We start from the raw sequence: 21,498 nt of genomic DNA on the forward strand, positions 1-21,498 counted from the left end.
TGATGGTGGCCTGACTTAAACCAAACAGCCTCCTCGAAACCCGGGGCGATTCACTCGCTGTTGAAGGACCTAAGAGCAAACTTGAGTACGTCCTTGCGGAGTTGCTTCCACTCAGCCTTGGTCAAGGTGACGCCAGGCGCATCCCATGCGTCGACTGATGCGCTCAGCCCTCTTGCAGTCGCCTTCTGGTCTTCTCGGATCTGTTCGAGCCGCGCTTTGTATTCAAGGCTGTTCGTGAACTGGTACTTCGGGTTGTAGAGAGCAAACTCTTCAAGTTCGATGGTGTCCTCAGCGACGAGGATCTGCTTGCGCAGTTGTGCAAGCTTCTCCTGTGCTTTGGTCAGCTGCGCCTGGGCGGCTTCAACCTCGGTGCAAACACCGGCCAGGCGAGCTTCCTCGCCCCTGATCCGCTCCTGCACCTCCAACAGACTCAGAAGCCCCATCTCCTTTGTCTTGGCTTCCAGATCGTCGAACCGGGCCTGGAGGGAGCAGTACTCCTGCCGTGCGCGATCCTTGACCGCCAGCAGGTCTGCCTCGAGGCGCACTGCCTTGGCCGCGTGCTCCGGGCCCTTCAATTAGTGCCACACATGCCTCCCTTCAGTTCCTTGACGTGTCTGGGCAACTGGGGCTGCTCTCAACGGCCGCCGGGGTGGGGTTACCTCCGGCGGCGCAGATCCTCGCACGCTAGCCTGCCCGGGGCGGATTCTCACTGTTTCGCACGCTCTGTGTCATAGGAGACGGGGCGTTCCGCCACGAACCCGGACATGGACTGGACCTAGTTGCAGTTCTAGTTCGATGGGTTGCGCGGCTCACCGATCAGACGAGAATTCAGATGCCCTCCCGAATCTGCTAGATCGCTTCCCTATATGTGAAGGGCCTGCGGTGCGGCGCGAACTTGCCAGCCATTTCCGCTCGAGGAACTCGAGAACCGAACGGGAAGGAACCGCTCAATCACCTCGAAATTGGTCTTCGCATGAGCGGTCAGCTCCGTGCAGGTGTAAGTAGCTTCGCGCTGACGCTTCCACACCGCCAAAGCCAGCGGCAATGCCCATTGGTCAGCCAGGTGCGATCCCAGCGCAGCCTCGCTCAGCTGGTAGGCCCGCACCTCGCGCACCAGGTCCCGCGCGACCTTCTCTGAGCTGACCCCCTTCTCGCCAAATTGCGTGAAGACCTCGATGAGGTTCTCGTACACGAGCGTCGCCAGCAAGGCGTTCCCCGGCCCTTCGTTCTGCCGGACGGGCGCCACGCGCAGCTGTTCTTCGCTCCAACCCAGGGCGGCCCCCAGTTGCTCCAGCTCACGCTGGGCAACCGTGCGAGGTAGCGCTGGTGCAAAGCATTCGGCGTAGCCCTCGACCTTTGGCCCACGCTCAGTCAGATCGAACGGTTGCAGCTTGTTCTCGGCGGGCCAGATCGTCACCTCGATTTCACCGCCGCCCGCCGGATAGAAGCCCAGCCGACGCAGGGTCAGTTCGACGTCTGCGCCAAGCCTGCGCATCAGCGGCGCATAGCTGCGCTCCAGGAAATGGAAGGGCGGAGCCATCGGGTTGTGGGTGCCGCCACCCAGCTTCAGACGGCTGGGCGCTTCCGCCATCAGCAATGCCGGCCAGACAGTCTGAAGCACGAGCGTGCAGCTGCCTGCCGTGCCGACATTGAAGCTGTAGTCGCCCGCGCGAAGCTTGCCGGGCATGAAGGTCAGCGACTGAGAGTTCATCTCGGCCCCATGAACCTCGGCCCCGCAGATTTCGGTGGCGGCATTCACGCAGGTCAGATGCTGACGCATCAAGCCAGGCTTCGCGCGGCCGGCACGGATTCGAGTCAATGTGAAGGGCTGGCCTGTGCAGACGGACAGGGCCAGCGAGGTGCGCAGGATTTGTCCGCCGCCTTCGCCGACGGAACCATCAATTTCGATCATCTTCTTGTTTCTTCTTTTCTTCTTTTCTTCTGTTCTTGTACTAAGACTGGGCGGCGAAGTGCTGCACCGCATCGTGCAGAAACTGGTCGAGCGGGTGCCCGTCAGGCTTCGGTCCCTTGTCGAACGAATGAGCCATTGCGATGGCCAGTTCGCGCTCGATAAAGTCGTGGATGCCGACCCAGCGTGGGCTGGTAGCCGACTCCCCCGCGCGCATCTTGACTTCGAGCAACGCATTGACCTCGTCGATCAGCGCCTGGTCCGTCAAGGACTGAGCTGCCAGCTCCGCGAAGCGCATGGGCGGAACGCCGTGTCCCTCTCTTATCCAGCGAGCTGCCAGCAATGGACGCAAGACATAGAGGTACTTCTTGTACCGCACCACATCGCCGTAGAGGTGCTCTCGGAGGTTCTTCTTGGCCATCGACACATAGTGGTGGTATCCGCGAACCGGAGAGAAGCCCTCTTCGGCCAGCACCCGCAGGCGATCCGCCCAGGGTGCTGCTTGCTGGTACACGATGGGCGAACGCAACCATTCGAGCAGAGTCGGGTTGGACTCGCGCAGCAACTGGAGCGTCTTGCGCAAGTCCCAGCCGTTGATGTCAAGTTCGCCGCTTATGGGCTGCTCAATGATGTCTCGGCCTGGCTCGACGGTCAAATACCAGGGCAGCCTATTGACGTAGACGAAACGCACGTCGTAGTCGCTGTCCGGCGAGGCGAAGCCCCAACCGCGGCTGCCCGACTCGCAGGCGAACAGCACCTTCACTTGATGCCGACGCTCAAGCTCTGCCAAATTTTCCAGAACTGCGACGCGCATCTCGTCGGAAACGGGATGCGCGCTCAACAAGGTTTCGGCCTTCATTCCCTCACTCCCATCTTGTAGAGGGGTGAGGGCACCCGGCCCTCACCCATTCATCCCTTCACGCACACCACTTGCTTCAAGGTGTGTACCACTTCGACCAGGTCCTTCTGGGCCGTCATGACGGCGTCGATGTCCTTGTAAGCCATCGGAATTTCGTCGATGACGTTGGCGTCCTTGCGGCATTCGACGCCTTCCGTCGCCTTGATTTGGTCTTCCACGGTGAACATCTTCTTCGCCTTGGTACGACTCATCACGCGGCCAGCACCGTGGCTGCAACTTTCGAAGCTCTCCGGGTTGCCCAGACCGCGCACGATATAGCTGCGCGCGCCCATGCTGCCCGGGATGATGCCCAGTTCGCCGCGCTTGGCACTGACCGCGCCCTTGCGGGTCACGAACACGTCCTCGCCGAAGTGGCGCTCTTGCTGCACATAGTTGTGGTGGCAATTCACCGCCTCGACGTGCGACTCGAAGGGCTTCGCGATGACCTTGCGAACCGTGGCGATCAGGTTGGCCATCATCACTTCGCGGTTCTTCATCGCAAAGCGCTGCGCCCAGCCAACACCGCGTACGTAGTCGTCAAAGTGCTCGGCACCTTCTTCGAAGTACGCCAGGTCCTTGTCGGGCAGGTTGCGTTGGTTGCGCTCGGCGTCCTTTTTGGCCAGCTCAATGAAGTGAATACCGATGGCGTTGCCCACGCCGCGCGAACCCGAATGCAGCATGAACCACACGAAGCCCAACTCGTCGAGACAGACCTCGATGAAGTGGTTGCCGGTACCCAGGGTCCCCAGGTGCTTGCGGTTGTTCGTGTTCTTCAGGCGCGGGTGCAGTTCGCACAACGCGTCGAAGTCGTCAGCCAGTGTTGCCCAGACCTGGTCCACTGACACGGGCGGGTTCTCCCAGCTGCCCGTATCACGGCCACGGCCGCGCGGCACGGAACCGTGAGGCACGGCCTTCTCAATGGCCGAGCGCAGCGGGCCGAGGTTGTCAGGCAGGTCCTCAGCGCGCAGCGTGGTCTTCGCGGCCATCATTCCGCAACCGATGTCCACGCCGACAGCTGCCGGGATGATGGCCTTGATGGTCGGAATCACCGAACCGACGGTGGCGCCGATGCCCAAGTGCACGTCCGGCATCGCCGCGACGTGCTTGAACACGATGGGCAGGCGCGCCGCATTGGCAAGCTGCTCCATGGCTTCGGTCTCTACGGGCACGCCCTTGGTCCACATCTTCACCGGCACACCGCCAGGGACGTCTTCAATGTTGTAGTTCAGGTCTGACATGTTGTTCTTCTCAATCAAAAGTGCGGCGACAAGAGGCGATGAAATCTTCACTCCGCCATCCATTGCTGGACCGGGACTTGAACCCGGGCGCCCCGTGATCGCTCACGGGACACGCAGCAAATGCTGCGTGCGTCTACCTGTAATTCCATCTGCATTCACCGCCAAAAGAGTGATGCCATGCTGCGACAAGGTCTTGGTGAAACATCGTGCTCTACCAACTGAGCTACGGCTCCTTGAGAGGGCCGACGGGACTCGAACCCGCGACACCGAGATTAATAGTCTGTAGTTCCACCTGCATTCGCAGCAGGGCATCGCAAAAGTGCGCGACAAGGGACAGCAAGAAGATGCCATGCCGGTTTCCCGGTTGAGGATTCGAACCCCCGGCGTTCCGATGTACTCCTGCCAGCATTCGCGCGAAATCAATTCCTTGACCAATGCCCCCGCGCGTGACGACTAAGCGGTGATGAGACGCTAACAATCTGAATGTAGTCTCATCGGCATTCGTCCAACAAAGGTACCGGCTGGGGGATGCCGCAAGCGACGAAATTCACAAGAGGTGCCGGCCGCCTTCGCAAGCTCGGGCAGCTGCGGGCTTGCTGGCCCGCGTGGCTGGTTGGTGCTGTACTCCTGTGGGCATTCGCAAGCGACATCCCTTACTTCTTCATCCATCCGTTTACTGCGGTGCCAGCGAGACCTTGTCGATCTCGCCGACCCAGTGTTCGGCGTCCATCTTGCCGTCGGCAAAGGTCGCCACCATCGTGAACACAGCATCGGAGAAGCCGCCGACATTCAGAATGTCGTGGCGCTCCGCCGCCTGGGTGGTCGCGGTCGGCTGGATGTCGATGCACACCAGGCGCGCCTTCGGGTTGCGCTTCTTCAGCACCTCCCATTCGCGCAAGGTCTGCGTCCCACCACGCCGGTTAGCATCGACCCAGGACTCGTTGTCCGAGACCAGGACCACCAGGTCCACCGAAGCACGCTCACGGTTCAGCAGAGCCAGCGGCGCACTGCAGTTGGTCCCACCACCGCCGATCTTGGCCAGCGCTTGCGCATTGGTCATGACCGAGTCGCGGGCGTTCAACGACAGCTTCACCACATCCTGCTCGAATGGCAGCACACGGGCCTGCGGGTTCTTGCGCAGTACCGCCGCAGCCACCAGGGCAGCCACGTCGATGCAACGCACGCTGGACGTCGCCGAACCGCGGTTGCCCGTGACGGCCGAGCTCATCGAGCCCGACACGTCGGGGCACACCACCACGCGCCCCTCAAAGCTGGGCACGTTGTTCAGCGCGACTTCCATCGCATCCTGCAGCGCGTCACGAACCACCTGCGGCACAGTTTCGACGGTCGCCTTGAACGCCGCCATGAGCTGGTACGGCATTACCCGGGCCTTCGCCACGGCTTGCGGATCGCTCAACTTGACAGCGACAACGTCAGCCATGCCTTCGATGTCGAACACCCTATGACGAGCAAAGGTGTTCAGGTTCTGACGCACCATCTGCCACGAGCCGGTGCGAGCGATCTGCGCCCACTGGGCTGAACTCAGCTCCAGTGCGGTCAGCATCTGGAACGGAACGTCCGGCACATCGGTCGCAGCGCCTTGAGCACTTTCGCGCTTGAAGCGTTCGAACGCTTGGGTGATGGGCGGCAGAGCCGATTCATCAACCGGCTTGCCGATCAGCCATGCGAACCAGGCGGCACGCCAGGCTTCGGCAGGCTTGGGATGAACCATCTTGACCACGTCAGCCAGCGACGGCGTACTACCCACGGCCGCATTGAGCAACTGCTTTTCGGTTGCCGTCAGCAGCCATTGCTGCGCCAGCTTCTTCGGGCGAGTACCCAGCGACTTGCGACCTACGGCGCCACTGCGCAGGAATTGCACGAAGTTGCGCAGCATCTTGCCGTTGTCGACCACGCGCGAGAACACCTGGGTCAGCAGGGCCACGTCACGAACAGCGAGGCCGGCCGCCAGCAGCGCCGGCATGTCCTTCATGTGGCCGGAATGACGGGCGTAGATCGCAGTCTTTGCGACGAAAGCGGCTTCGACTTCTTGCGCCAGCGCCGTCACCTTGTCGAGCTGGTCTTCCGCGTTGGCGTAGAAGGTTTGGCTCAGGCAACTCGTGGCTGCGAGTTGAGCCAGCTGATGGCGGGGGGTGAAGGCGTAGGCCGGTGCTTGCTCAGCGTTGCGCGCTGTGGCGGCAGGCAGCAGAGCTCCCTTGAGGGTTTGGAAGAGTTGCGTGTTGACCATGAGTGTTCTCCTCTTTGCATTCAACTTGTTGTTCGTACCTTCTTATTCGCAAAGCGTGTGCCAGCTGTGCCCGTTTTTGATGACTGGTTCGATAACTCATTGATTTGCATAAAGATATTTTTCATTCCCCGGTGCGTTCGCAGAAATCAACCCCCATAAGATCTCCTATTAACTAGAATTGTCGCTAGTTAGTTATCCAAATGGCTATGACGAAGAAGAACGTTGTCATCGGATTCATGGGAACCCAACTGGATTCCGGGCAGGGTGCCGGCCGCTGGGAGAAGTGGCGGCCTACGATTTCCTTGGTCCAGCACGAAGACACGCTGATTGACCGGCTGGAGTTGCTCTATCCGACGCGCTACGAGGCGCTGGCGCAGACCCTGCTGCGCGACGTTGCGAATGTGTCGCCCGACACCGTCGTGAACCTGGTGCCGATGGACGTCGCCGATCCTTGGGATTTCGGGGTGATGTACGCGGCGCTGTATGACTGGGCGCGTGCCTATCGCTTTGACCCAGCGCATGAGCAGTACTGGGCACACATCACGACCGGCACACATGTGGCGCAAATCTGCATGTTCCTGATGGTGGAGTCGCGCTTCATCCCCGGCGTACTGCTGCAGACGGCACCGCCGAAGAAGCAGGAACGAGGCAATCCCGGCAGCTACACACTGATCGACCTGGACCTCTCGCGCTACGACGTCTTGGCCCAGCGCTTCAACCAGGCTCACACGGAAGCTCTGGAGTTTCTAAAGAGCGGTATTCCGACCCGCAACAAGCGCTTCAACGCGCTGATCGAGGAGATTGAGCGCGTGGCGGTTCGGTCGCAGGCGCCCATCTTGCTGACTGGCCCCACGGGCGCCGGCAAGTCTCACCTGGCGCGACGCATGTTCGAGCTGAAGAAGTCTCGTCACCAAGTCCAGGGCGACTTCGTCGAAGTGAACTGCGCCACGCTACGCGGGGATGGCGCGGCATCGACCCTGTTCGGGCACAAGAAGGGCGCGTTCACAGGTGCGGCGGCCGACAGACCTGGCCTGCTCCGCACCGCGCATCACGGCGTGCTGTTTCTTGATGAGATCGGCGAGCTCGGGCTGGACGAGCAAGCCATGCTGCTCAAGGCCGTGGAGGAAAAGCGGTTTCTACCTATGGGCAGCGACAAGGAGGCGAGCAGCGACTTCCAGCTTATTGCGGGAACCAACCGTGACTTGCGCGTCGATGTTGCGCAGGGTCGTTTCCGGGAAGACTTGTTCGCCCGTATCAATCTCTGGTCCTACACACTGCCGGGTCTGGCGCAGCGACCCGAGGACATCGAGCCCAACGTCGAACACCTGCTCACCCGAGCAGCGACCGAGACCGGACGAGCCGTTCGGTTCAACGCCGAAGCCAAGACCCGGTATATGCAGTTTGCGAAGTCGGCAGAGGCGCTGTGGAGCGGCAACTTCCGCGACCTTTCGGCGAGCGTCACGCGGATGGCGACACTGGCAGATTCAGGACGGATTTCTGCAGGTCTGGTCGATGCCGAAGTCCAGCGACTTCAATGGCTATGGCAACGTGCCGGTGAGTCGAACAAGTCCGGAGACGATCCTGCCACCATGCTGCCGGCCGACGTTACCGAGGGCCTAGACCTATTTGATCGAATGCAACTAGAGGCAGTCGTCCGCATATGTCGTGAGTCGCAAACCCTGTCCGACGCGGGCCGCAAGCTTTTCGACGTCTCGCGTGCGCAGCGCTCGGTAGTCAATGACGCAGACAGGCTGCGCAAATACCTACTCAAATTCGGACTGAACTGGGAGTCGATTGCGGGCGGCACTGTGTGAACGCAGACGGCGTTCGCCCCACTTGCCTGCTCACGCCAGCACCCGCCGACCATAGCCGTGAGGCAGCTTGGCCAGCCGAATATCAGATCCTTCTTTATTAGTTGTTCAGTACATCTTATTGGGATACACTGCTTTCACGCAAACAAGGGAGGCCACATGAAGCAAGCCATCCATCTCCTGGTGATTGACCCGCAAAACGACTTTTGCGATTTGCCCGAAAGTTATCTGAGCAGTGATCCCCTCACAGGGGTCAGGCTGATGCCGGCCCTGCCAGTGACCGGTGCTCATCAAGACATGCTCCGTTTGGCCAATCTGATACGTGTCGGCAGTGGCGGGCTGTCTGACATCACCATCACGCTCGATTCACATCAGCGCCTCGACATCGCCCACCCGACCTTTTGGCAGCAGGCCGACGGATCGCAGGTCGCACCCTTCACCACCATCACCGCCGCACAGGTGAGGGCGGAAGAGTTCCGGCCGCGCAGCAGCGAAGCACTGCCTCGCACGCTAGCCTATCTGGACGAACTCGAGGCGCGCGGGCGCTACACGCTGATGATCTGGCCCGTGCACTGCGAGATCGGGACATGGGGTCACAACGTCCATGCCGACCTGCGCGTCGCCTACAACCGATGGGAAGAGCAGGCGCTGCGTGTGGCCACCAAAGTCACCAAGGGCGAGAACCCCTGGACCGAGCACTACAGCGCCGTGCAAGCCGAAGTGCCGGACGGTGAGGACCCGCACACGCAGCTCAACAGCCAGCTGATCGCCCGGCTCGATCAAGCGGACATCTTGCTGATTGCTGGCGAGGCCAGCAGCCACTGCGTCCGCGCCACCACCGAGCATGTCGTCGCCAACTTGCCGGGCGGCCGACCAGAGCGCGTGATCCTGCTGACCGACTGCATGAGCCCGGTCAGTGGTTTCGCGGCCGAGCACGATGCCTTTCTGGCCGACATGAGCCGCCGCGGCGTGCGACTGAAAACCGCCGCAGAGGTACTGCCCATGCTCCTGGCCAATGCCGCAGGCTGACTTGATCCATCGGACATCAAACCATGACACCCATCATCCACAGCCTGCTCGAGACGGATCTCTATAAGTTCACGATGTGGCAGGCCATGCTTCACCGGCATCCTCAGGCACAGGCCGAATACCGCTTCGTCTGCCGCAACACCCCGGCATTCCCCTTGAGTGAACTTCTGCAGGAGGTGAACGCGCAGCTGGACAGCCTTTGCGCCATGTCATTCACCGAAAATGAGCTCGGCTACCTTGGCGGGCTGCGCTACATCAAGTCGGACTTCGTGGACTACCTGCGCATCTTCCGCTTTCAGCGTCGCTTCATCGAGGCACGTACCGAGGGCGCGGCGCTGGAGATTGTCGCCAGCGGCCCGCAGGTGCATGTGATGGCTTTCGAGATCTACGTGCTGGCCATCGTCAACGAGCTGTACTTCCGCCGCGCCGACGCGAGCAAGGCGCTGACCGAGGGTCGAGCCAGGCTGCAAGCCAAGATCGCTCAGTTGCGCGCCTTCGGGAAGGAGCCTGGGGGGCAGCATCCCTTCGAGTTCTTCGACTTTGGCGTGCGCCGCCGGTTTTCGGGTGCCTGGCAGGAAGAAGTCGTGCGCACCTTGCAGCGCGAGGTTCCCGCTTACTTCAAGGGCACCTCCAATGTGCACCTGGCCCGTACTCTAGGCCTGGTCGCCATCGGCACCATGGCCCATGAATACCTTCAGTCCTACCAGGCCCTCGATGTGCGCCTGCGTGATTTCCAGAAAGCGGCCCTTGAAGACTGGGTGCAGGAGTACCGGGGCGACCTGGGTGTCGCCCTTACCGATGTCGTCGGCATGGACGCCTTTCTTGCGGACTTCGACCTCTACTTCGCCAAACTGTTCGACGGCCTGCGCCACGACTCGGGCGACCCGGTCATCTGGGGCGAGAAGGCGCTGGCCCACTACGAGAAGCTGCGCATCAATGCGCACACCAAGCGATTGGTGTTCTCAGATGGCCTGGACCTGCCAACCGCATTCTCGATCTACCGTCATTTCGCCGATCGGACTCAACTCGGCTTCGGCATTGGAACCAATCTCAGCAACGATGTTGGACTGGTGCCACTCAACATCGTCATGAAGCTCGTGCGCTGCAACGGCCAGGCGGTGGCCAAGCTCTCCGACTCGCCGGGGAAGACGCTTTGCAAGGATGAGACCTTCCTGGCCTACCTGCGCCAGGTCTTCAACGTGCAGGGATAAGCAGAAATCAAAGGGAGGAGGAGCCATGCTCAAGATCACGATTGCGCAACTGAACTACACCGTGGGCGATGTCGAGGGCAATGCCCAGAAGATGATTGCCGCTGCCCGACAGGCGAACCTGGAGGGCGCTGAGCTGGTCGTCTTCTCCGAGCTCTCGCTCACCGGCTACTACCCCGGCGACCTGCTGGACGAGCCGAGCTTCCTTGAGCGCGTGACTCAGGAACTGGCATCCCTGCAGCAGGCCTCGCGTCAGCTGCCAAACCTGCACTGGATGCTCGGCGCACCACTGACACGCACAGGGCCGGGCAAGCAGCTCGAGAACGCGCTACTGGTGCTCAAGGGCGGCGAGGTCGTACTTCGCTACGCCAAGCAACTGCTGCCGACCTACAACATCTTCGACGACAGGCGCCACTTCGAACCGGGTCCCGATGTCGCGCGCGTCATTCGCATTGGACAAACGCAGGTCGGCGTGATGATTTGCGAGGATGGCTGGAACGACGATGGTGACGACTACGCAGTCAATCCCTTCACCCGGCTGGCTGACGCAGCGCCAGATCTGATCGTCTCCATCAACGCCAGTCCCTCCAACATCGGCAAGCGGGAGCAGCGGCACCAGGTCTTCTCCAAGGCCTGCCAGCGCCATGGGTTGCCATTGCTGTACGTCAACCAGATTGGTGGGCAGGACCAGATCGTCTTCGACGGCGCTTCATTCGCTGTGCAAGCCGACGGCACCGTGAGCTTCGAGGCGCGGCGCTTTATCGAAGATGTGCGCACGCTGCGTTTCGACGAGGGGTGCTTCTCGGCATTGGACGGGTCGCCCTTGCCGGCGGTGAATCCGCACGGCCTCACGACCATGGCCTTCTATCGCGCGCAAATCGTACTGGGCCTGCGAGACTATGCCCGCCGCTGCGGCTTTCAGACCGCGGTGATCGGCTCGTCTGGCGGCATAGACAGCGCGCTGACGCTGGCGCTCGCGGTCGATGCACTGGGCGCGGGCAAGGTTGCGGCTATCACCATGCCGTCGGTCTATTCATCGACAGGCTCTGTCGATGACTCGGTCACGCTGTGTCGTAACTTGGGCATCGAGCTCCTGACACATCCCATTGCCGACACGGTCAGCAGCTTCAGTGCGCAGTTCGAGGCCAGCTTTGACCGCGCCTTGACTGGCCTGCCGCTGGAGAACCTTCAGGCACGCGTTCGGGGCACCGTCTTGATGGAGTACTCCAACGCCTTTGGGCATCTGCTCCTCACCACGGGTAACAAGTCTGAAATCTCGGTCGGCTATTGCACCTTGTATGGCGACACAAACGGCGGCCTGGGTCTCATCGGCGACCTCTACAAGACTGAGGTCTTCGCACTCGCGCGCCATATCAACGAAGCCGCGGGCAGGGAGCTGATTCCTCAAATCATCATCGACAAGGAACCTTCGGCCGAACTAGCGCCGGGTCAACGCGATGTCGACAGCCTGCCGCCCTATCCGGTGCTCGACGAGATTCTGAAACTGCTCATCGAAGGGCGCCGACTCGATCCAGCCGAATACCGGGCAGCAAGCGGTTTCGTCGAACAGCTGCGCAAGGAGTCGACTGGCGAAGCCCTGGTACAACGCGTCCGCAGCATGATCGCGCGCAACGAGTACAAGCGTGGGCAAGCGCCGCCCATCATCCGCGTGCGCTCGAGGGCCTTCGGCACCGGGCGTCAAATGCCCATCGCCGCGAAAGTTCTTTGAGGATTCCCCGTGTCCTACACCACACCCGAAGTTTCAGTCCTGGTGGGTCGCTTCCAACCCTTTCACCGGGCCCATCTCGCCTTGTTGCAAAAGGCCTTGGACTTGTCGCCGAGATGCATCGTCGTCATCGGCTCCGCATTTCAGGCGCGCACGCCGAAGAATCCTTTCACTTGGGCCGAGCGGGCCGAGATGATCCGCTTGGCCTTGCCAGAGGCGGACCGGGAGCGTATGCAGTTTCTTCCGGTGCGCGACTACTACGATGAGGGCCGCTGGGTCCGCGCTGTGCGCGAAGGCGTCGAGGCTCTGCTCGCCAACTCCGGCGGTGTGCGTCCGACCCATGTCACCCTGGTCGGCCACTTCAAAGACGCGACCAGCAGCTATCTGCGCGGCTTTCCCGGCTGGACCCTGAGCGCCGTAGACCGTCTTGCTGCGGCCGACGGGACCCATCTCCGCGATGCCTACTTTGGCGCCGATCCTGAAACCATTGACGCTACCCTGGCCGCGCTGACCGATCTTGCTCCGCCATCAACGCTTGCGTTCATGCGCTCCTGGTCGGTACTGCTCTTCTTTGCTGAGCTTGCAGAGGAATGGCGGATGTTGCGCCGCTACAAGCAAGCTTGGGCCTCGGCGCCCTACGCACCGGTCTTCGTGACCGTGGACGCTGTGGTTCGTTGCTCGGGCCGCGTGCTATTGATTCAGCGCGGCAAGGCCCCCGGGCGTGGCCTATACGCGGTGCCTGGCGGCTTCATCGAGGCGCGCGAGACCGCCTATCAATCGGCACTGCGCGAACTGGAGGAAGAAACCCATCTGAAGCTGCTGGACGACACCATGAGCCGCAGCTTGTGTGAGGCTGCCGTCTTCGACCATCCCGACCGCAGCCTGCGAGGCCGCACGATCACCCATGCGCACTTCTTCGACCTTGGCGAGCGCGAACTGCCCGAGGTGCGTGCCGACGACGACGCCCAGTCCGTTGAATGGGTACCGATTGAGCAGCTCGCCGCGATGGAAGACAGGTTCCACGACGATCACTTTCACATGCTCGACCACTTTCTGGGTCTGACCAAAGAGCCTTCCATCCGATGAGCAGCCTGGAGATCGCAGCCAACCTCATGACGGCTCTCTCGATCTGGCTCGCGGCACGCAACAACGTGCACACATGGACCACCGGAGTAGTGGGCTGCGTGCTCTTTGGCATCCAATTCTTCCAGAGTCAGCTCTACGCCGATGCGAGCCTGCAGTTGTTCTTCATCGCTACCAGCGTCATTGGCTGGGTGCAGTGGCGTCAACGCCAGAATGCCGCTCCGCGTCCGATCAGTCGAGCGGCATCCAGAACGCTAGTCTGGATGGCCGCCGCAACGCTCGCGGTCACGGTGGCCTACGGGTGGCTGCTGCATCGCTTTACGGACGCCTACATGCCGTTCGTCGACGCCAGCGTTCTCTCGCTGAGCGTCGTCGCCCAATGTCTGCTCATGCAACGGAAGTTGCAGGCCTGGCCTTGGTGGCTCGCCGTCAACACCGTATCCGTGCCCTTGTTCGCCTCTCGCGGGCTCTGGCTGACTGCAGTTCTGTATGGCGCCTACTGGTTCAATGCTTGGTATGGCTGGTGGCGCTGGCGTCGCGACGCTTTGGTTTCTCAATCGTCAAGCGTTGCCATGCCGATATGAGTACAGGCATCCTTCGCCGATTCGGACTTGGCCTTGTGGTCGGCAAATTCGCTCCGCTTCATCTGGGCCATGAATGGCTGGTTCAACAGGCTGCGGAGCAGTGCGAGAACTTGCTCGTGCTCAGCTATACGAAGCCGGAATTCGAAGGTTGCGACGTCACACGACGGCGTCAATGGTTGGCCGCACGATTCCCGGGGCATGAATGCCTGGTCATTGACGACGATTGGCTGGCCGGCGCATGCCAGCGCCGTGGCCTGGCACTGTGCCCGATGCCAACGAACGCCGCAGAGGACGCCGTGCAGCAAGACTGGCTGGCCTGGCTGCTGCGCGATGTACTAGAGCGGCGACCGACCACCATGTTCAGCAGTGAAGACTATGGCCCGCCATGCGCAGCCAGGCTGGCGCAAGCGTTCGGTCAAGCCGTCGAAGCGGTGGTTGTTGACCGAGCACGGCTTCATGTGCCCATCAGTGCAACGGCAATTCGTTCGTCTCCTCAGGCTGCTCGCCAATGGATGGCGCCCGAGGTCGCCGACACCTTCGTTCGCCGCGACTAGCTCCGAACTGTTCCGCGGCTCTAGCGAGGATAGACCTGCTCCTTGGGGGTCAGCAATTGGCCCCAGTCCGCGAGTGAATGGGGACGCTGCTGGGCGACGAAGCCCGAGACATCGATCACCTCCAGCAGCTCCGGGCCCGCCAGCGCCTTCAAGGCATCGCCGCGCAGCCCGAGCTGGATGGCCCGACGGTCCAGCTTGGAACCATCGGGAGCATGGTCGGGGTCCCATTGCAGCCGAACATCCGAGTCCTGAACGTCGGCCTTCCAGCCCTCATGCGTCGCGTGCTTCGATGGATCGAAGGACGATGCGACGGCTCGACCCAGGATCGCCTCAAAGAAGGCGCGACGAATCCTCAAGCAGAGGATGACCTCTTGACCCGGCTTGGTTCCCCATCCGGATCGGTACATCATCCACAGGAAGTTCGGCTTAATCCAGCTCATTCGCTCGAAGCTGAAGTCCGGCCCGCCTAGGCGTCCGTGCTCGATGGCGTAGTTGCCCGTCGATGGGCGATAGGCCTGATAGACGACCACGCTAGCGTCGTCGAATTGCGCGAGGATGTGCTCGCCACTGTCGGGCCAGCGCTGAGCTTGCTCGGCGTAGCTTTCAATCTTCAAGTTCATTGTTCTAGTTCTTGTTGGTTTTGGTTGGGCTCGTGCCCTGGAACGTGTGGATGACTTCTATCAGGCCCTCAATCGCGTCGTTCATCGCTTCGAGGTCTTCAGAAGGAATCCACCACTCGGTATGGCGCGCAGCCCCCACGATTTGCATCGGGTATCGGTCCATGAAGTCCTTGCGCACCTTGAAACGCGTGACAAAGCCCGCGCCACTGCTCGGGACATTCCAGTCACGCGCGATCTCGACGGCGTACTGCTCGTTGGTCACGGGGTAGAAGATCGGTTGGTCGGGCAAGCGCGGCGGCCAGCGACGAAAGCCACTGCCTGCCACCAACTCAAGCTCCTTCGGCCCCGTCGGCCGGTAGAGGGTGATGGTCTCGCTCACGGTTCGACCTGGATGAACTCGGCAGGAACGCCATCGACCAACCAGACGCCGTTGGCGGAACAACGGAACTCGTGGCCCAGCGCTGCCATCCGACGTGCATCGATCCGCAACACCACTGGTGCTCCATAGCGCTGACCAACGGACACCGCCGTCTGCCGGTCCTGCGTCAGATGCACATGGTGGCGGGCTCGACGCTCCAGACCTGTGTTCAGGATCGCTTCACTGAATCGCGAGGCCGTGCCATGAAACAGCACATCGGGCGGGTCCACCACCGGCAAACCCAGGTCGACGTCAATGGAGTGCCCTTGATTGGCGCGAATGGACTGGCCATCCTCACTGAAGGCAAAGCGCTTCTTGTCGCTGGTCGCGACGATTTCGTCCAGCACATCGCGTGAGATGGGCCGGCCGGCCGCCGCCGCCTTGCGGAGCAGTGCTTCGACAGGCGTCCAACCGGCCTCGTCCAAATCCAGGCCAAGGCGCTGAGGTTCGTGCCGAAGCACGAGGCTAAGAAATTTGCTGATCGACGTCAGCTCGGATTTCGTATTCATAGTTTTCTCTTCTTCTTATCCAATTCTCGGTGCCGGTCACATGACCAGGCACCCTTGTGTTTCTGCCACCGTCACAGTCACCTCGACCCCAGCTGTGAAGCGCAGGAAGTCTGCCTCCATGCCATCCGAGAAGATGACGCCATGCTCTGGCATGCGCGAGCGCAGGCTCAAGGGCAAAGCCTTGGTCACTTGGCCGTAAACCAGCGTCGCCTGCGCGCGCTTCATTGGAAATGGCTCCCGGACGGCAAATGTCAGCCTGTCGCTGTTCCACGCCATCGGCTTGTATTCGCCTTGTCCGCGCCCGCCGTTCGCCGCAGCCAATGCCAACGATCCGGTCATCACGCTCTTCAGCCAGGCAGTCGACCCGAGCCCAGTTGACACGATGACGCCCGAGGACGACTGCTGCTCCCGGCTGTCTCCGAGAGCGATGTCGTACAAGGCCGAGGTGTGGCTGCGCGGGCCGATGAAGAGGTCATTGACCGCTCTCAGGGTCTGGCCATCCGACAAGCGTGCCTGAGCCATAGTGACCGCCGTGGTCGGGCGACGCCCGTGCGCGACGTCCGCCAGCAACTTGTCGACATGATCCGGCTCAAACGGCAGCAGCAGTCCGTCCCAGCGACTAGGTTCTGGGTTGATGCCCACCAGGGGCTGGCCCTCCAGATATTTCATCGTGTTGGCGACCAGGCCGTCTTGGCCCAGCGCCACCACGATGTCGTCCGGCGCAAACATGAAGTTCGGCAGATGGGCCCGATCCAGCACTTGGTGTCGGCCCCAGCCGCGCAGTGCCTCGCTCACCTGACCCAGGCTCCCGCTGTAGGCCATGTTCTCCTCGACGTAGTCGGTGAAGTCGGCGCCCAGGTGCTCGATGTAGAAGCGCGCCTGAGCCAGCGTGTGGTATTTGGCCACCAGCTCTTCCAGCCGCGTCTTGCGCGTCACCAGCACGACCTTGCGTTCAGCGGCTGCGCTCACGGTTGCTCCTTGGCGCCTCGTCTACGGGTGCCGCGTTGTGGCCCAGCAGCACCTGCAGCAACTCTGGTGCCATATTGAACTGGCCGATCCGCTCTGCGTTCTCGGCGATACCGCCAAAGGCCTGTGCGATCAACTGGGCCGGCTGCATGCCGACGGCTGCGAGGGCTTGCACGATGCGCGGGTCGGCTTGACTCAATGCCGTCATGACGCTGGAGCGCGCGATGCGCTTCGGCCTCGGCCAAGGTGCGGCTGTTGCTGGCCTGCCCTGCGACAAAGGCTTTGCGGCTTTCTTCCAGTTCCACGTCGGAGCTCATCTGCTCAGCCCGCAGGGCGTTGTCCTTGCGCATGAGCGCGGCCTTGGCCTCCAGCTTGGTCTCGCTGATTTCACGCCGCTTCTGTTCGACCGCCACCTCAGTGTCCAGCTCGTTCTGCCGGATGGCGCGCTCCTTCTCAACGGCCGACATGCGTCGCGCATACACGGCGTCGTCTGCCGCGCGGAGGTTGGATTCGCGTGCTTCGGCTTCCAAGGCGCGCGCAATGTCCGGCGTCGGCTTCACGCTGAGAATGGATACACCGAGGATTTCCAGACCCAGTGCTTCGATTTCAGGCTGTACGCCCAGCTCCCTCTGGGCGGTGCGGGCGATCAAAGCCGAAGAGCGCAGTGCCTGCTTGAGATCGAGCGCTTGGACGGCCTGCTGGACGATCACCTCGGCCTGTTGCGCCACGCGGTCTGCCAAGCGCGTGGGGTCTTCGGATGCGTAGGTCTTCCCATCGGGGCGCAGAGAGAAATCCATCATCGCTGCCGTTCGCTGCGGCGCATTGATGCGATAGGTCACCTGGCCCTGCACGGTCACGCTTTGAAAGTCCGCAGTGACCAGGTCGAGCATGAAGGGGCGGTCATGACTTGCGACCGGCACTGCTACCAAGGTCGTGGCGGGGGCGTAGTAGAAGAACGAAAGCCCGGCCCCTTGGCGCGCCAGCTTGCCGCCCCGGAACTGCATCAGGTGAGTGGTCGGTTGAGACTTGATGAATCGAATGCCGAACATGTATTCCTCCCGTATTGATTAGTTGTTCTATGCATCTTGCATAAGGTGTACAGTACAACCCATATTCAAAGACGTCAAGAGGTTTATGTCATGGCGACCAAGGCAGCACCGATGAAGAAGCCGCGCACAACACCTGCTCCGCAGTCCCCTGCGCATGATTTCCCGCGGCCGTACACCACGGTGGACGTGGTCATCTTCACCGTCCTCGACGATGCCTTGGAGGTGCTGCTGGTGCAGCGCCCTTCGGATACGAAGGAGCCTTGCCCTGGTCAATGGGCTTTACCTGGCGGCTTCGTCAATGTTGATTTGGACGCAGACTTGCAGGCTTGCGCGCGCCGCAAGCTGCTGGAGAAGACAGCCGTGAACAGCCCCTATCTGGAGCAGCTCGGCAGCTGGGGCAGCGCGACGCGCGACCCACGAGGCTGGTCGGCCACTCATGCCTATTTCGCCCTGATTCCTACGCAAGACATCCAGCTGGCCAAAGGCGCCAACGCCGCTGACGTGGCCTGGTTCAAGGTGGACGATCTGCTGAAGAAGCCTCGGCTTGCCTTTGACCACAGCGAGATCTTGCAGGCGGCAGTGGAGCGGCTGCGCAGCAAGGTGGAGTACACCTCCTTGCCGGCCTATCTGCTGACCGAGCCTTTCACGTTGCCCCAGCTCCAGAAGACCTATGAGGTCGTGCTCGGCCGCGCCGTCGACAAGAGCGGCTTCCGGACTCGCATGATGGCGGCCGACTTCCTTGAAGAGGTCGGCTTCGTCGAAAGCTCGTCCAATCGACCGCCAATGGGCTATCGCCTCAAAGACCGCTCATCGCCGGTCTTCTTTCCGCGCACGTTCAGCCCGCGTGGCGGAGACTGAGGTTTGCCATGTCAATCGACCATCTTGACCGCTACCGTGGCAGCCTGCTGATAGGAGAGATTGAACGCCTTGCCCAAAGGTGGGTCGAGCAAGCACAAGTCGGCAGAGTGCCCAACAAGTAGAGAGGTAGGACGTGCCGCAAATCCAAGTCATTCACGCCAACATAGTCACCCTTGAGGTAGATGCCATCGTCAATGCAGCCAACTCGTCTCTGCTTGGCGGCGGGGGTGTGGACGGTGCAATTCACCGGGCTGCGGGCCCTGAGTTGCTAGACGCCTGCCGCAAACTGAATCGCTGCCGAACAGGCGAAGCGAAGCTGACCGAAGGATTCCGTCTGGCTGCGAAGCACATCATTCACACGGTGGGGCCGGTCTGGCAGGGCGGAGCCAAAGGCGAAGAGGCCTCGCTGCGCAACTGCTATCTCAACAGCCTGGCATTGGCTCAAGAACACAGCCTCCGGTCCATCGCCTTCCCAAGTATCAGTACGGGGGCGTATCGATATCCCATCGAGGCCGCGGCGCAGGTTGCGATCAGCACCGTGCAGGAATGGGTGCATTCGAACGAGCTGCCGGACGAGATCCTGTTCTGCTGCTTTTCTGAGCAGGATCTGGCGGTGTATGTCACGACCATGCAACGGCTTAGCAGGTAAATGCAGGCGACTCGCGTGGCGTCGACTTCAGGCTGGGAGCGGCCGCTCGTCTAAGCCCCGTCGACTGGCGACAGTCGACCATGGTTAGACCTTCGAAAGGTTGATCTCGCTGCCTGAAGGCGGTCGTTCACCGCGTTACTGTCGCCTCAGTACTATGAGATGACGCCATTGGCACACGCCATGGCGAGTCGAGACCTCGCCGGTCTGTCTAAGTGGGAGGACATTCCCATCGACTATCTCGAGTTTCCCGTAAAGCGCCAGCTGCTGCGAATTTCCGTCTACGCATCCATCCAGCGTTGCGCGAGCCTGCATCAAGGACCAGGCGGAGGCAAGCTTGGGAAAGCTGGGAATCACTTGTTTGAAACTTTGTTTGGAAGAGCTTTGTCGCGCGATTGACTGAGCAGCCCTGTTTCAACTCTTTGAGTTCGATCTCTCGCCCGCACCTCTGCGATTCGTTCCGATGGAATCAGCAGATGGTTTTGAGTCTTTGTTCAGAGCAAACACAAAAAAGAGGGGGATGGACTCCGTGGGCCCGACCTGGGGGTGAAGGTCGGCGCCCAGCCTGGGTCGCATTGTGCCTGTCACCGCCTCGGGGCCGCCCGAGGCGGTGTGGCTTGGATTTCGTTACTTAGGTACGAATTTGTAGCGTCTAGGTAGAAATCCTAGGCAGTCAATGCAATTTCGTATTGGGATTGATTTTTTTCGTACCAAAGTCGATTGAGCGCATCGGTATCGTTCAAACCATCGATGCTGGCTGCAAAAAAGCATTGACGACGCGAACCTCAATCGATTCCCCAAGAGGAGACAAGCCATGAAACAACACACCCGTCTGGCCCTGACGGCGGCCCTGGCCCTGGCCGTCAGCGCGACGGCCCAGGCCGAGACCGAACTGGTGATTGCCACGGTCAATAACGGCCACATGATCGAAATGCAGAAGCTGGGCAAGAACTTCGAGCAGGCCAACCCCGACATCAAGCTCAAATGGGTCACCCTGGAAGAGGGCACGCTGCGTCAGCGCGTCACCACCGACATCGCCACCAAGGGCGGCCAGTTCGACGTCATGACCATCGGCATGTACGAAACCCCGATCTGGGGCAAGAAAGGTTGGCTGCAAGAGGTCAAACCCGCCGCCACGTACGACGTGGACGACCTGCTGCCGGCCATGCGCCATGGCCTGTCGGTGGACAGCAAGCTGTTTGCCGTGCCTTTCTATGGCGAAAGCTCCATGCTCATGTACCGCAAGGATCTTGCCGACAAGGTCGGTGTGACCGTGCCCGAGCGCCCCACCTGGAGCGAGGTTCGCGACCTGGCTGCCAAGATCCATGACCCCAAGAACGGGGTCTATGGCATCTGCCTGCGGGGCAAGCCGGGCTGGGGCGACAACATGGCCTTTCTGTCCACCATGGTCAACACCGCGGGCGGGCAATGGTTCGACATGGGCTGGAAGCCCCAGATCGACAGCAAGCCCTGGCACGACGCGGTCAATTTCTATGTCGACCTGCTGAAGAAGTACGGCCCGCCGGGCTCGTCGGCCAACAGCTTCAACGAGATCCTGGCGCTGTACAACGAAGGCAAGTGCGGCATGTGGGTGGACGCCACCATCGCCGCCTCGTTTGTCAGCGATCCCAAGCAGTCCAAGGTGGCCGACAAGGTGGCGTTTGCCCAGGCCCCGACCCTGGTCACGCCCAAGGGCGCCAACTGGCTGTGGGCCTGGGCCCTGGCCATTCCGGCCGGCTCGCAGAAGGTCGACGCGGCCCAGAAGTTCATCAACTGGGCCACGTCCAAGGAGTACATCCAGTTGGTGGCCAAGACCAACGGTTGGGCCAGCGTGCCCACGGGCACCCGCAAGAGCACCTATGCGACCCCCGAGTTCCAGAAGGCGGCTCGCTTCGCGGCCGCCGAAAAGACCGCCATCGACAGCGCCAACCCGAACGACAGCACCCTGCCCAAGTCGCCCTATGTGGGCGTGCAGTTTGCCGCCATCCCCGAGTTCCAGGCCATCGGCATTTCGGTGGGGCAGCAGATGAGTGCGGCGCTGGCCGGCAAGGTGACGGTCGATGCCGCGCTGAAGACCTCGCAGGCGGCGGCCGAGCGCGAGATGAAGAAGGCCGGCTACTACAAGTGAGCTGATGCCGCGTTCG

The 21,498-nt window shown here is 61.4% G+C and carries 20 protein-coding genes; 10 read left to right on the forward strand and 10 right to left on the reverse strand.

The window, feature by feature from the left end; all coding sequences use genetic code 11:
* Nucleotides 1-50 precede the first annotated feature (50 nt).
* From AC07VS_RS25545 to AC07VS_RS25565, 5 genes are all read right to left on the reverse strand, one after another.
* Nucleotides 51-575, reverse strand: a complete 525-nt coding sequence (locus AC07VS_RS25545; protein ID WP_494752364.1) for an SNIPE associated domain-containing protein — start codon at nucleotides 573-575, stop codon at nucleotides 51-53.
* Nucleotides 576-862: 287 nt separating this feature from the next.
* Nucleotides 863-1,912 (reverse strand): RNA 3'-terminal phosphate cyclase, encoded by a 1,050-nt coding sequence (gene rtcA / locus AC07VS_RS25550; RefSeq protein WP_494752365.1) that lies wholly within the window; start codon nucleotides 1,910-1,912, stop codon nucleotides 863-865.
* A gap of 40 nt (nucleotides 1,913-1,952) precedes the next feature.
* Nucleotides 1,953-2,768: a nucleotidyltransferase domain-containing protein gene (locus AC07VS_RS25555; RefSeq protein ID WP_494752366.1), complete on the reverse strand. Its 816-nt coding sequence runs from the start codon at nucleotides 2,766-2,768 to the stop codon at nucleotides 1,953-1,955.
* Nucleotides 2,769-2,818: 50 nt separating this feature from the next.
* On the reverse strand, nucleotides 2,819-4,045 hold the full coding sequence (locus AC07VS_RS25560) for an RtcB family protein (RefSeq protein ID WP_494752367.1): 1,227 nt from the start codon (nucleotides 4,043-4,045) through the stop codon (nucleotides 2,819-2,821).
* Nucleotides 4,046-4,718: 673 nt separating this feature from the next.
* Nucleotides 4,719-6,293, reverse strand: coding sequence for a vWA domain-containing protein (locus AC07VS_RS25565; RefSeq protein ID WP_494752368.1), 1,575 nt, complete (start codon nucleotides 6,291-6,293; stop codon nucleotides 4,719-4,721).
* Between the two features lie 206 nt (nucleotides 6,294-6,499).
* On the opposite strand from AC07VS_RS25565, the gene rtcR reads away from it, so the two are divergent.
* The 7 genes from rtcR (at nucleotide 6,500) to AC07VS_RS25600 (ending at nucleotide 14,288) form a co-directional block, all read left to right on the forward strand.
* Complete coding sequence (rtcR, locus tag AC07VS_RS25570) at nucleotides 6,500-8,107, forward strand: RNA repair transcriptional activator RtcR (RefSeq protein ID WP_494752369.1); 1,608 nt, start codon at nucleotides 6,500-6,502, stop codon at nucleotides 8,105-8,107.
* A 156-nt stretch (nucleotides 8,108-8,263) separates the two neighbouring features.
* Nucleotides 8,264-9,133, forward strand: coding sequence for a cysteine hydrolase family protein (locus AC07VS_RS25575; protein ID WP_494752370.1), 870 nt, complete (start codon nucleotides 8,264-8,266; stop codon nucleotides 9,131-9,133).
* Nucleotides 9,134-9,156: 23 nt separating this feature from the next.
* Nucleotides 9,157-10,344: a nicotinate phosphoribosyltransferase gene (pncB, locus tag AC07VS_RS25580; protein ID WP_494752371.1), complete on the forward strand. Its 1,188-nt coding sequence runs from the start codon at nucleotides 9,157-9,159 to the stop codon at nucleotides 10,342-10,344.
* A 25-nt stretch (nucleotides 10,345-10,369) separates the two neighbouring features.
* Nucleotides 10,370-12,070 (forward strand): NAD+ synthase, encoded by a 1,701-nt coding sequence (locus tag AC07VS_RS25585; RefSeq protein ID WP_494752372.1) that lies wholly within the window; start codon nucleotides 10,370-10,372, stop codon nucleotides 12,068-12,070.
* A gap of 9 nt (nucleotides 12,071-12,079) precedes the next feature.
* Nucleotides 12,080-13,153 (forward strand): bifunctional nicotinamide-nucleotide adenylyltransferase/Nudix hydroxylase, encoded by a 1,074-nt coding sequence (locus AC07VS_RS25590; RefSeq protein WP_494752373.1) that lies wholly within the window; start codon nucleotides 12,080-12,082, stop codon nucleotides 13,151-13,153.
* Nucleotides 13,150-13,734, forward strand: a complete 585-nt coding sequence (gene pnuC, locus AC07VS_RS25595; protein ID WP_494752374.1) for a nicotinamide riboside transporter PnuC — start codon at nucleotides 13,150-13,152, stop codon at nucleotides 13,732-13,734. The genes AC07VS_RS25590 and pnuC overlap by 4 nt, the downstream gene beginning before the upstream one ends.
* On the forward strand, nucleotides 13,731-14,288 hold the full coding sequence (locus AC07VS_RS25600) for an adenylyltransferase/cytidyltransferase family protein (protein ID WP_494752375.1): 558 nt from the start codon (nucleotides 13,731-13,733) through the stop codon (nucleotides 14,286-14,288). The genes pnuC and AC07VS_RS25600 overlap by 4 nt, the downstream gene beginning before the upstream one ends.
* A 20-nt stretch (nucleotides 14,289-14,308) precedes the next feature.
* Here the strand turns inward: AC07VS_RS25600 and AC07VS_RS25605 are convergent, their stop codons facing one another.
* From AC07VS_RS25605 to AC07VS_RS25625, 5 genes are read right to left on the reverse strand one after another with little or no spacing between them, the layout of a single operon-like run.
* Nucleotides 14,309-14,902 carry a DUF4291 domain-containing protein gene (locus AC07VS_RS25605; protein WP_494752376.1) on the reverse strand — a complete coding sequence of 198 codons (594 nt, stop codon included), beginning with the start codon at nucleotides 14,900-14,902 and terminating at the stop codon, nucleotides 14,309-14,311.
* 10 nt (nucleotides 14,903-14,912) lie between these two features.
* Nucleotides 14,913-15,287 (reverse strand): hypothetical protein, encoded by a 375-nt coding sequence (locus tag AC07VS_RS25610; RefSeq protein ID WP_494752377.1) that lies wholly within the window; start codon nucleotides 15,285-15,287, stop codon nucleotides 14,913-14,915.
* The gene (locus AC07VS_RS25615) at nucleotides 15,284-15,835 is read right to left on the reverse strand and encodes an RNA 2'-phosphotransferase (protein ID WP_494752378.1); all 552 of its coding nucleotides are present in this window, start codon (nucleotides 15,833-15,835) and stop codon (nucleotides 15,284-15,286) included. The genes AC07VS_RS25610 and AC07VS_RS25615 overlap by 4 nt, the downstream gene beginning before the upstream one ends.
* Before the next feature lie 36 nt (nucleotides 15,836-15,871).
* Nucleotides 15,872-16,804 carry a diacylglycerol kinase catalytic domain-containing protein gene (locus AC07VS_RS25620; RefSeq protein ID WP_494752379.1) on the reverse strand — a complete coding sequence of 311 codons (933 nt, stop codon included), beginning with the start codon at nucleotides 16,802-16,804 and terminating at the stop codon, nucleotides 15,872-15,874.
* Nucleotides 16,801-17,850: an SPFH domain-containing protein gene (locus AC07VS_RS25625; protein WP_494752380.1), complete on the reverse strand. Its 1,050-nt coding sequence runs from the start codon at nucleotides 17,848-17,850 to the stop codon at nucleotides 16,801-16,803. The genes AC07VS_RS25620 and AC07VS_RS25625 overlap by 4 nt, the downstream gene beginning before the upstream one ends.
* A gap of 90 nt (nucleotides 17,851-17,940) precedes the next feature.
* Between AC07VS_RS25625 and AC07VS_RS25630 the strand changes: the two genes are divergently transcribed.
* The 3 genes from AC07VS_RS25630 to AC07VS_RS25640 all read left to right on the forward strand — a co-directional run bounded on the left by AC07VS_RS25630 (nucleotide 17,941) and on the right by AC07VS_RS25640 (nucleotide 21,482).
* Nucleotides 17,941-18,708, forward strand: coding sequence for an NUDIX hydrolase (locus tag AC07VS_RS25630; RefSeq protein WP_494752381.1), 768 nt, complete (start codon nucleotides 17,941-17,943; stop codon nucleotides 18,706-18,708).
* A 133-nt stretch (nucleotides 18,709-18,841) separates the two neighbouring features.
* Nucleotides 18,842-19,357, forward strand: coding sequence for an O-acetyl-ADP-ribose deacetylase (locus AC07VS_RS25635; protein WP_494752382.1), 516 nt, complete (start codon nucleotides 18,842-18,844; stop codon nucleotides 19,355-19,357).
* Between the two features lie 811 nt (nucleotides 19,358-20,168).
* Entirely contained in the window at nucleotides 20,169-21,482 is a 1,314-nt protein-coding gene (locus AC07VS_RS25640; protein WP_494752383.1) for an ABC transporter substrate-binding protein, read from the forward strand.
* Nucleotides 21,483-21,498 lie beyond the last annotated feature (16 nt).

This window comes from Curvibacter sp. GW821-FHT01G03, from assembly GCF_059422285.1.

What these genes read in the sequence shown, in the direction of transcription:
- AC07VS_RS25615 (WP_494752378.1), bottom strand. Translation starts at nt 15,835, where the DNA reads ATGAATACGAAATCCGAGCTGACGTCGATCAGCAAATTTCTTAGCCTC.
- AC07VS_RS25630 (WP_494752381.1), top strand. Translation starts at nt 17,941, where the DNA reads ATGGCGACCAAGGCAGCACCGATGAAGAAGCCGCGCACAACACCTGCT.
- AC07VS_RS25640 (WP_494752383.1), top strand. Translation starts at nt 20,169, where the DNA reads ATGAAACAACACACCCGTCTGGCCCTGACGGCGGCCCTGGCCCTGGCC.
- AC07VS_RS25585 (WP_494752372.1), top strand. Translation starts at nt 10,370, where the DNA reads ATGCTCAAGATCACGATTGCGCAACTGAACTACACCGTGGGCGATGTC.
- AC07VS_RS25565 (WP_494752368.1), bottom strand. Translation starts at nt 6,293, where the DNA reads ATGGTCAACACGCAACTCTTCCAAACCCTCAAGGGAGCTCTGCTGCCT.
- pncB (WP_494752371.1), top strand. Translation starts at nt 9,157, where the DNA reads ATGACACCCATCATCCACAGCCTGCTCGAGACGGATCTCTATAAGTTC.
- AC07VS_RS25575 (WP_494752370.1), top strand. Translation starts at nt 8,264, where the DNA reads ATGAAGCAAGCCATCCATCTCCTGGTGATTGACCCGCAAAACGACTTT.
- AC07VS_RS25560 (WP_494752367.1), bottom strand. Translation starts at nt 4,045, where the DNA reads ATGTCAGACCTGAACTACAACATTGAAGACGTCCCTGGCGGTGTGCCG.
- AC07VS_RS25555 (WP_494752366.1), bottom strand. Translation starts at nt 2,768, where the DNA reads ATGAAGGCCGAAACCTTGTTGAGCGCGCATCCCGTTTCCGACGAGATG.
- AC07VS_RS25625 (WP_494752380.1), bottom strand. Translation starts at nt 17,850, where the DNA reads ATGTTCGGCATTCGATTCATCAAGTCTCAACCGACCACTCACCTGATG.
- rtcR (WP_494752369.1), top strand. Translation starts at nt 6,500, where the DNA reads ATGACGAAGAAGAACGTTGTCATCGGATTCATGGGAACCCAACTGGAT.
- rtcA (WP_494752365.1), bottom strand. Translation starts at nt 1,912, where the DNA reads ATGATCGAAATTGATGGTTCCGTCGGCGAAGGCGGCGGACAAATCCTG.
- AC07VS_RS25600 (WP_494752375.1), top strand. Translation starts at nt 13,731, where the DNA reads ATGAGTACAGGCATCCTTCGCCGATTCGGACTTGGCCTTGTGGTCGGC.
- pnuC (WP_494752374.1), top strand. Translation starts at nt 13,150, where the DNA reads ATGAGCAGCCTGGAGATCGCAGCCAACCTCATGACGGCTCTCTCGATC.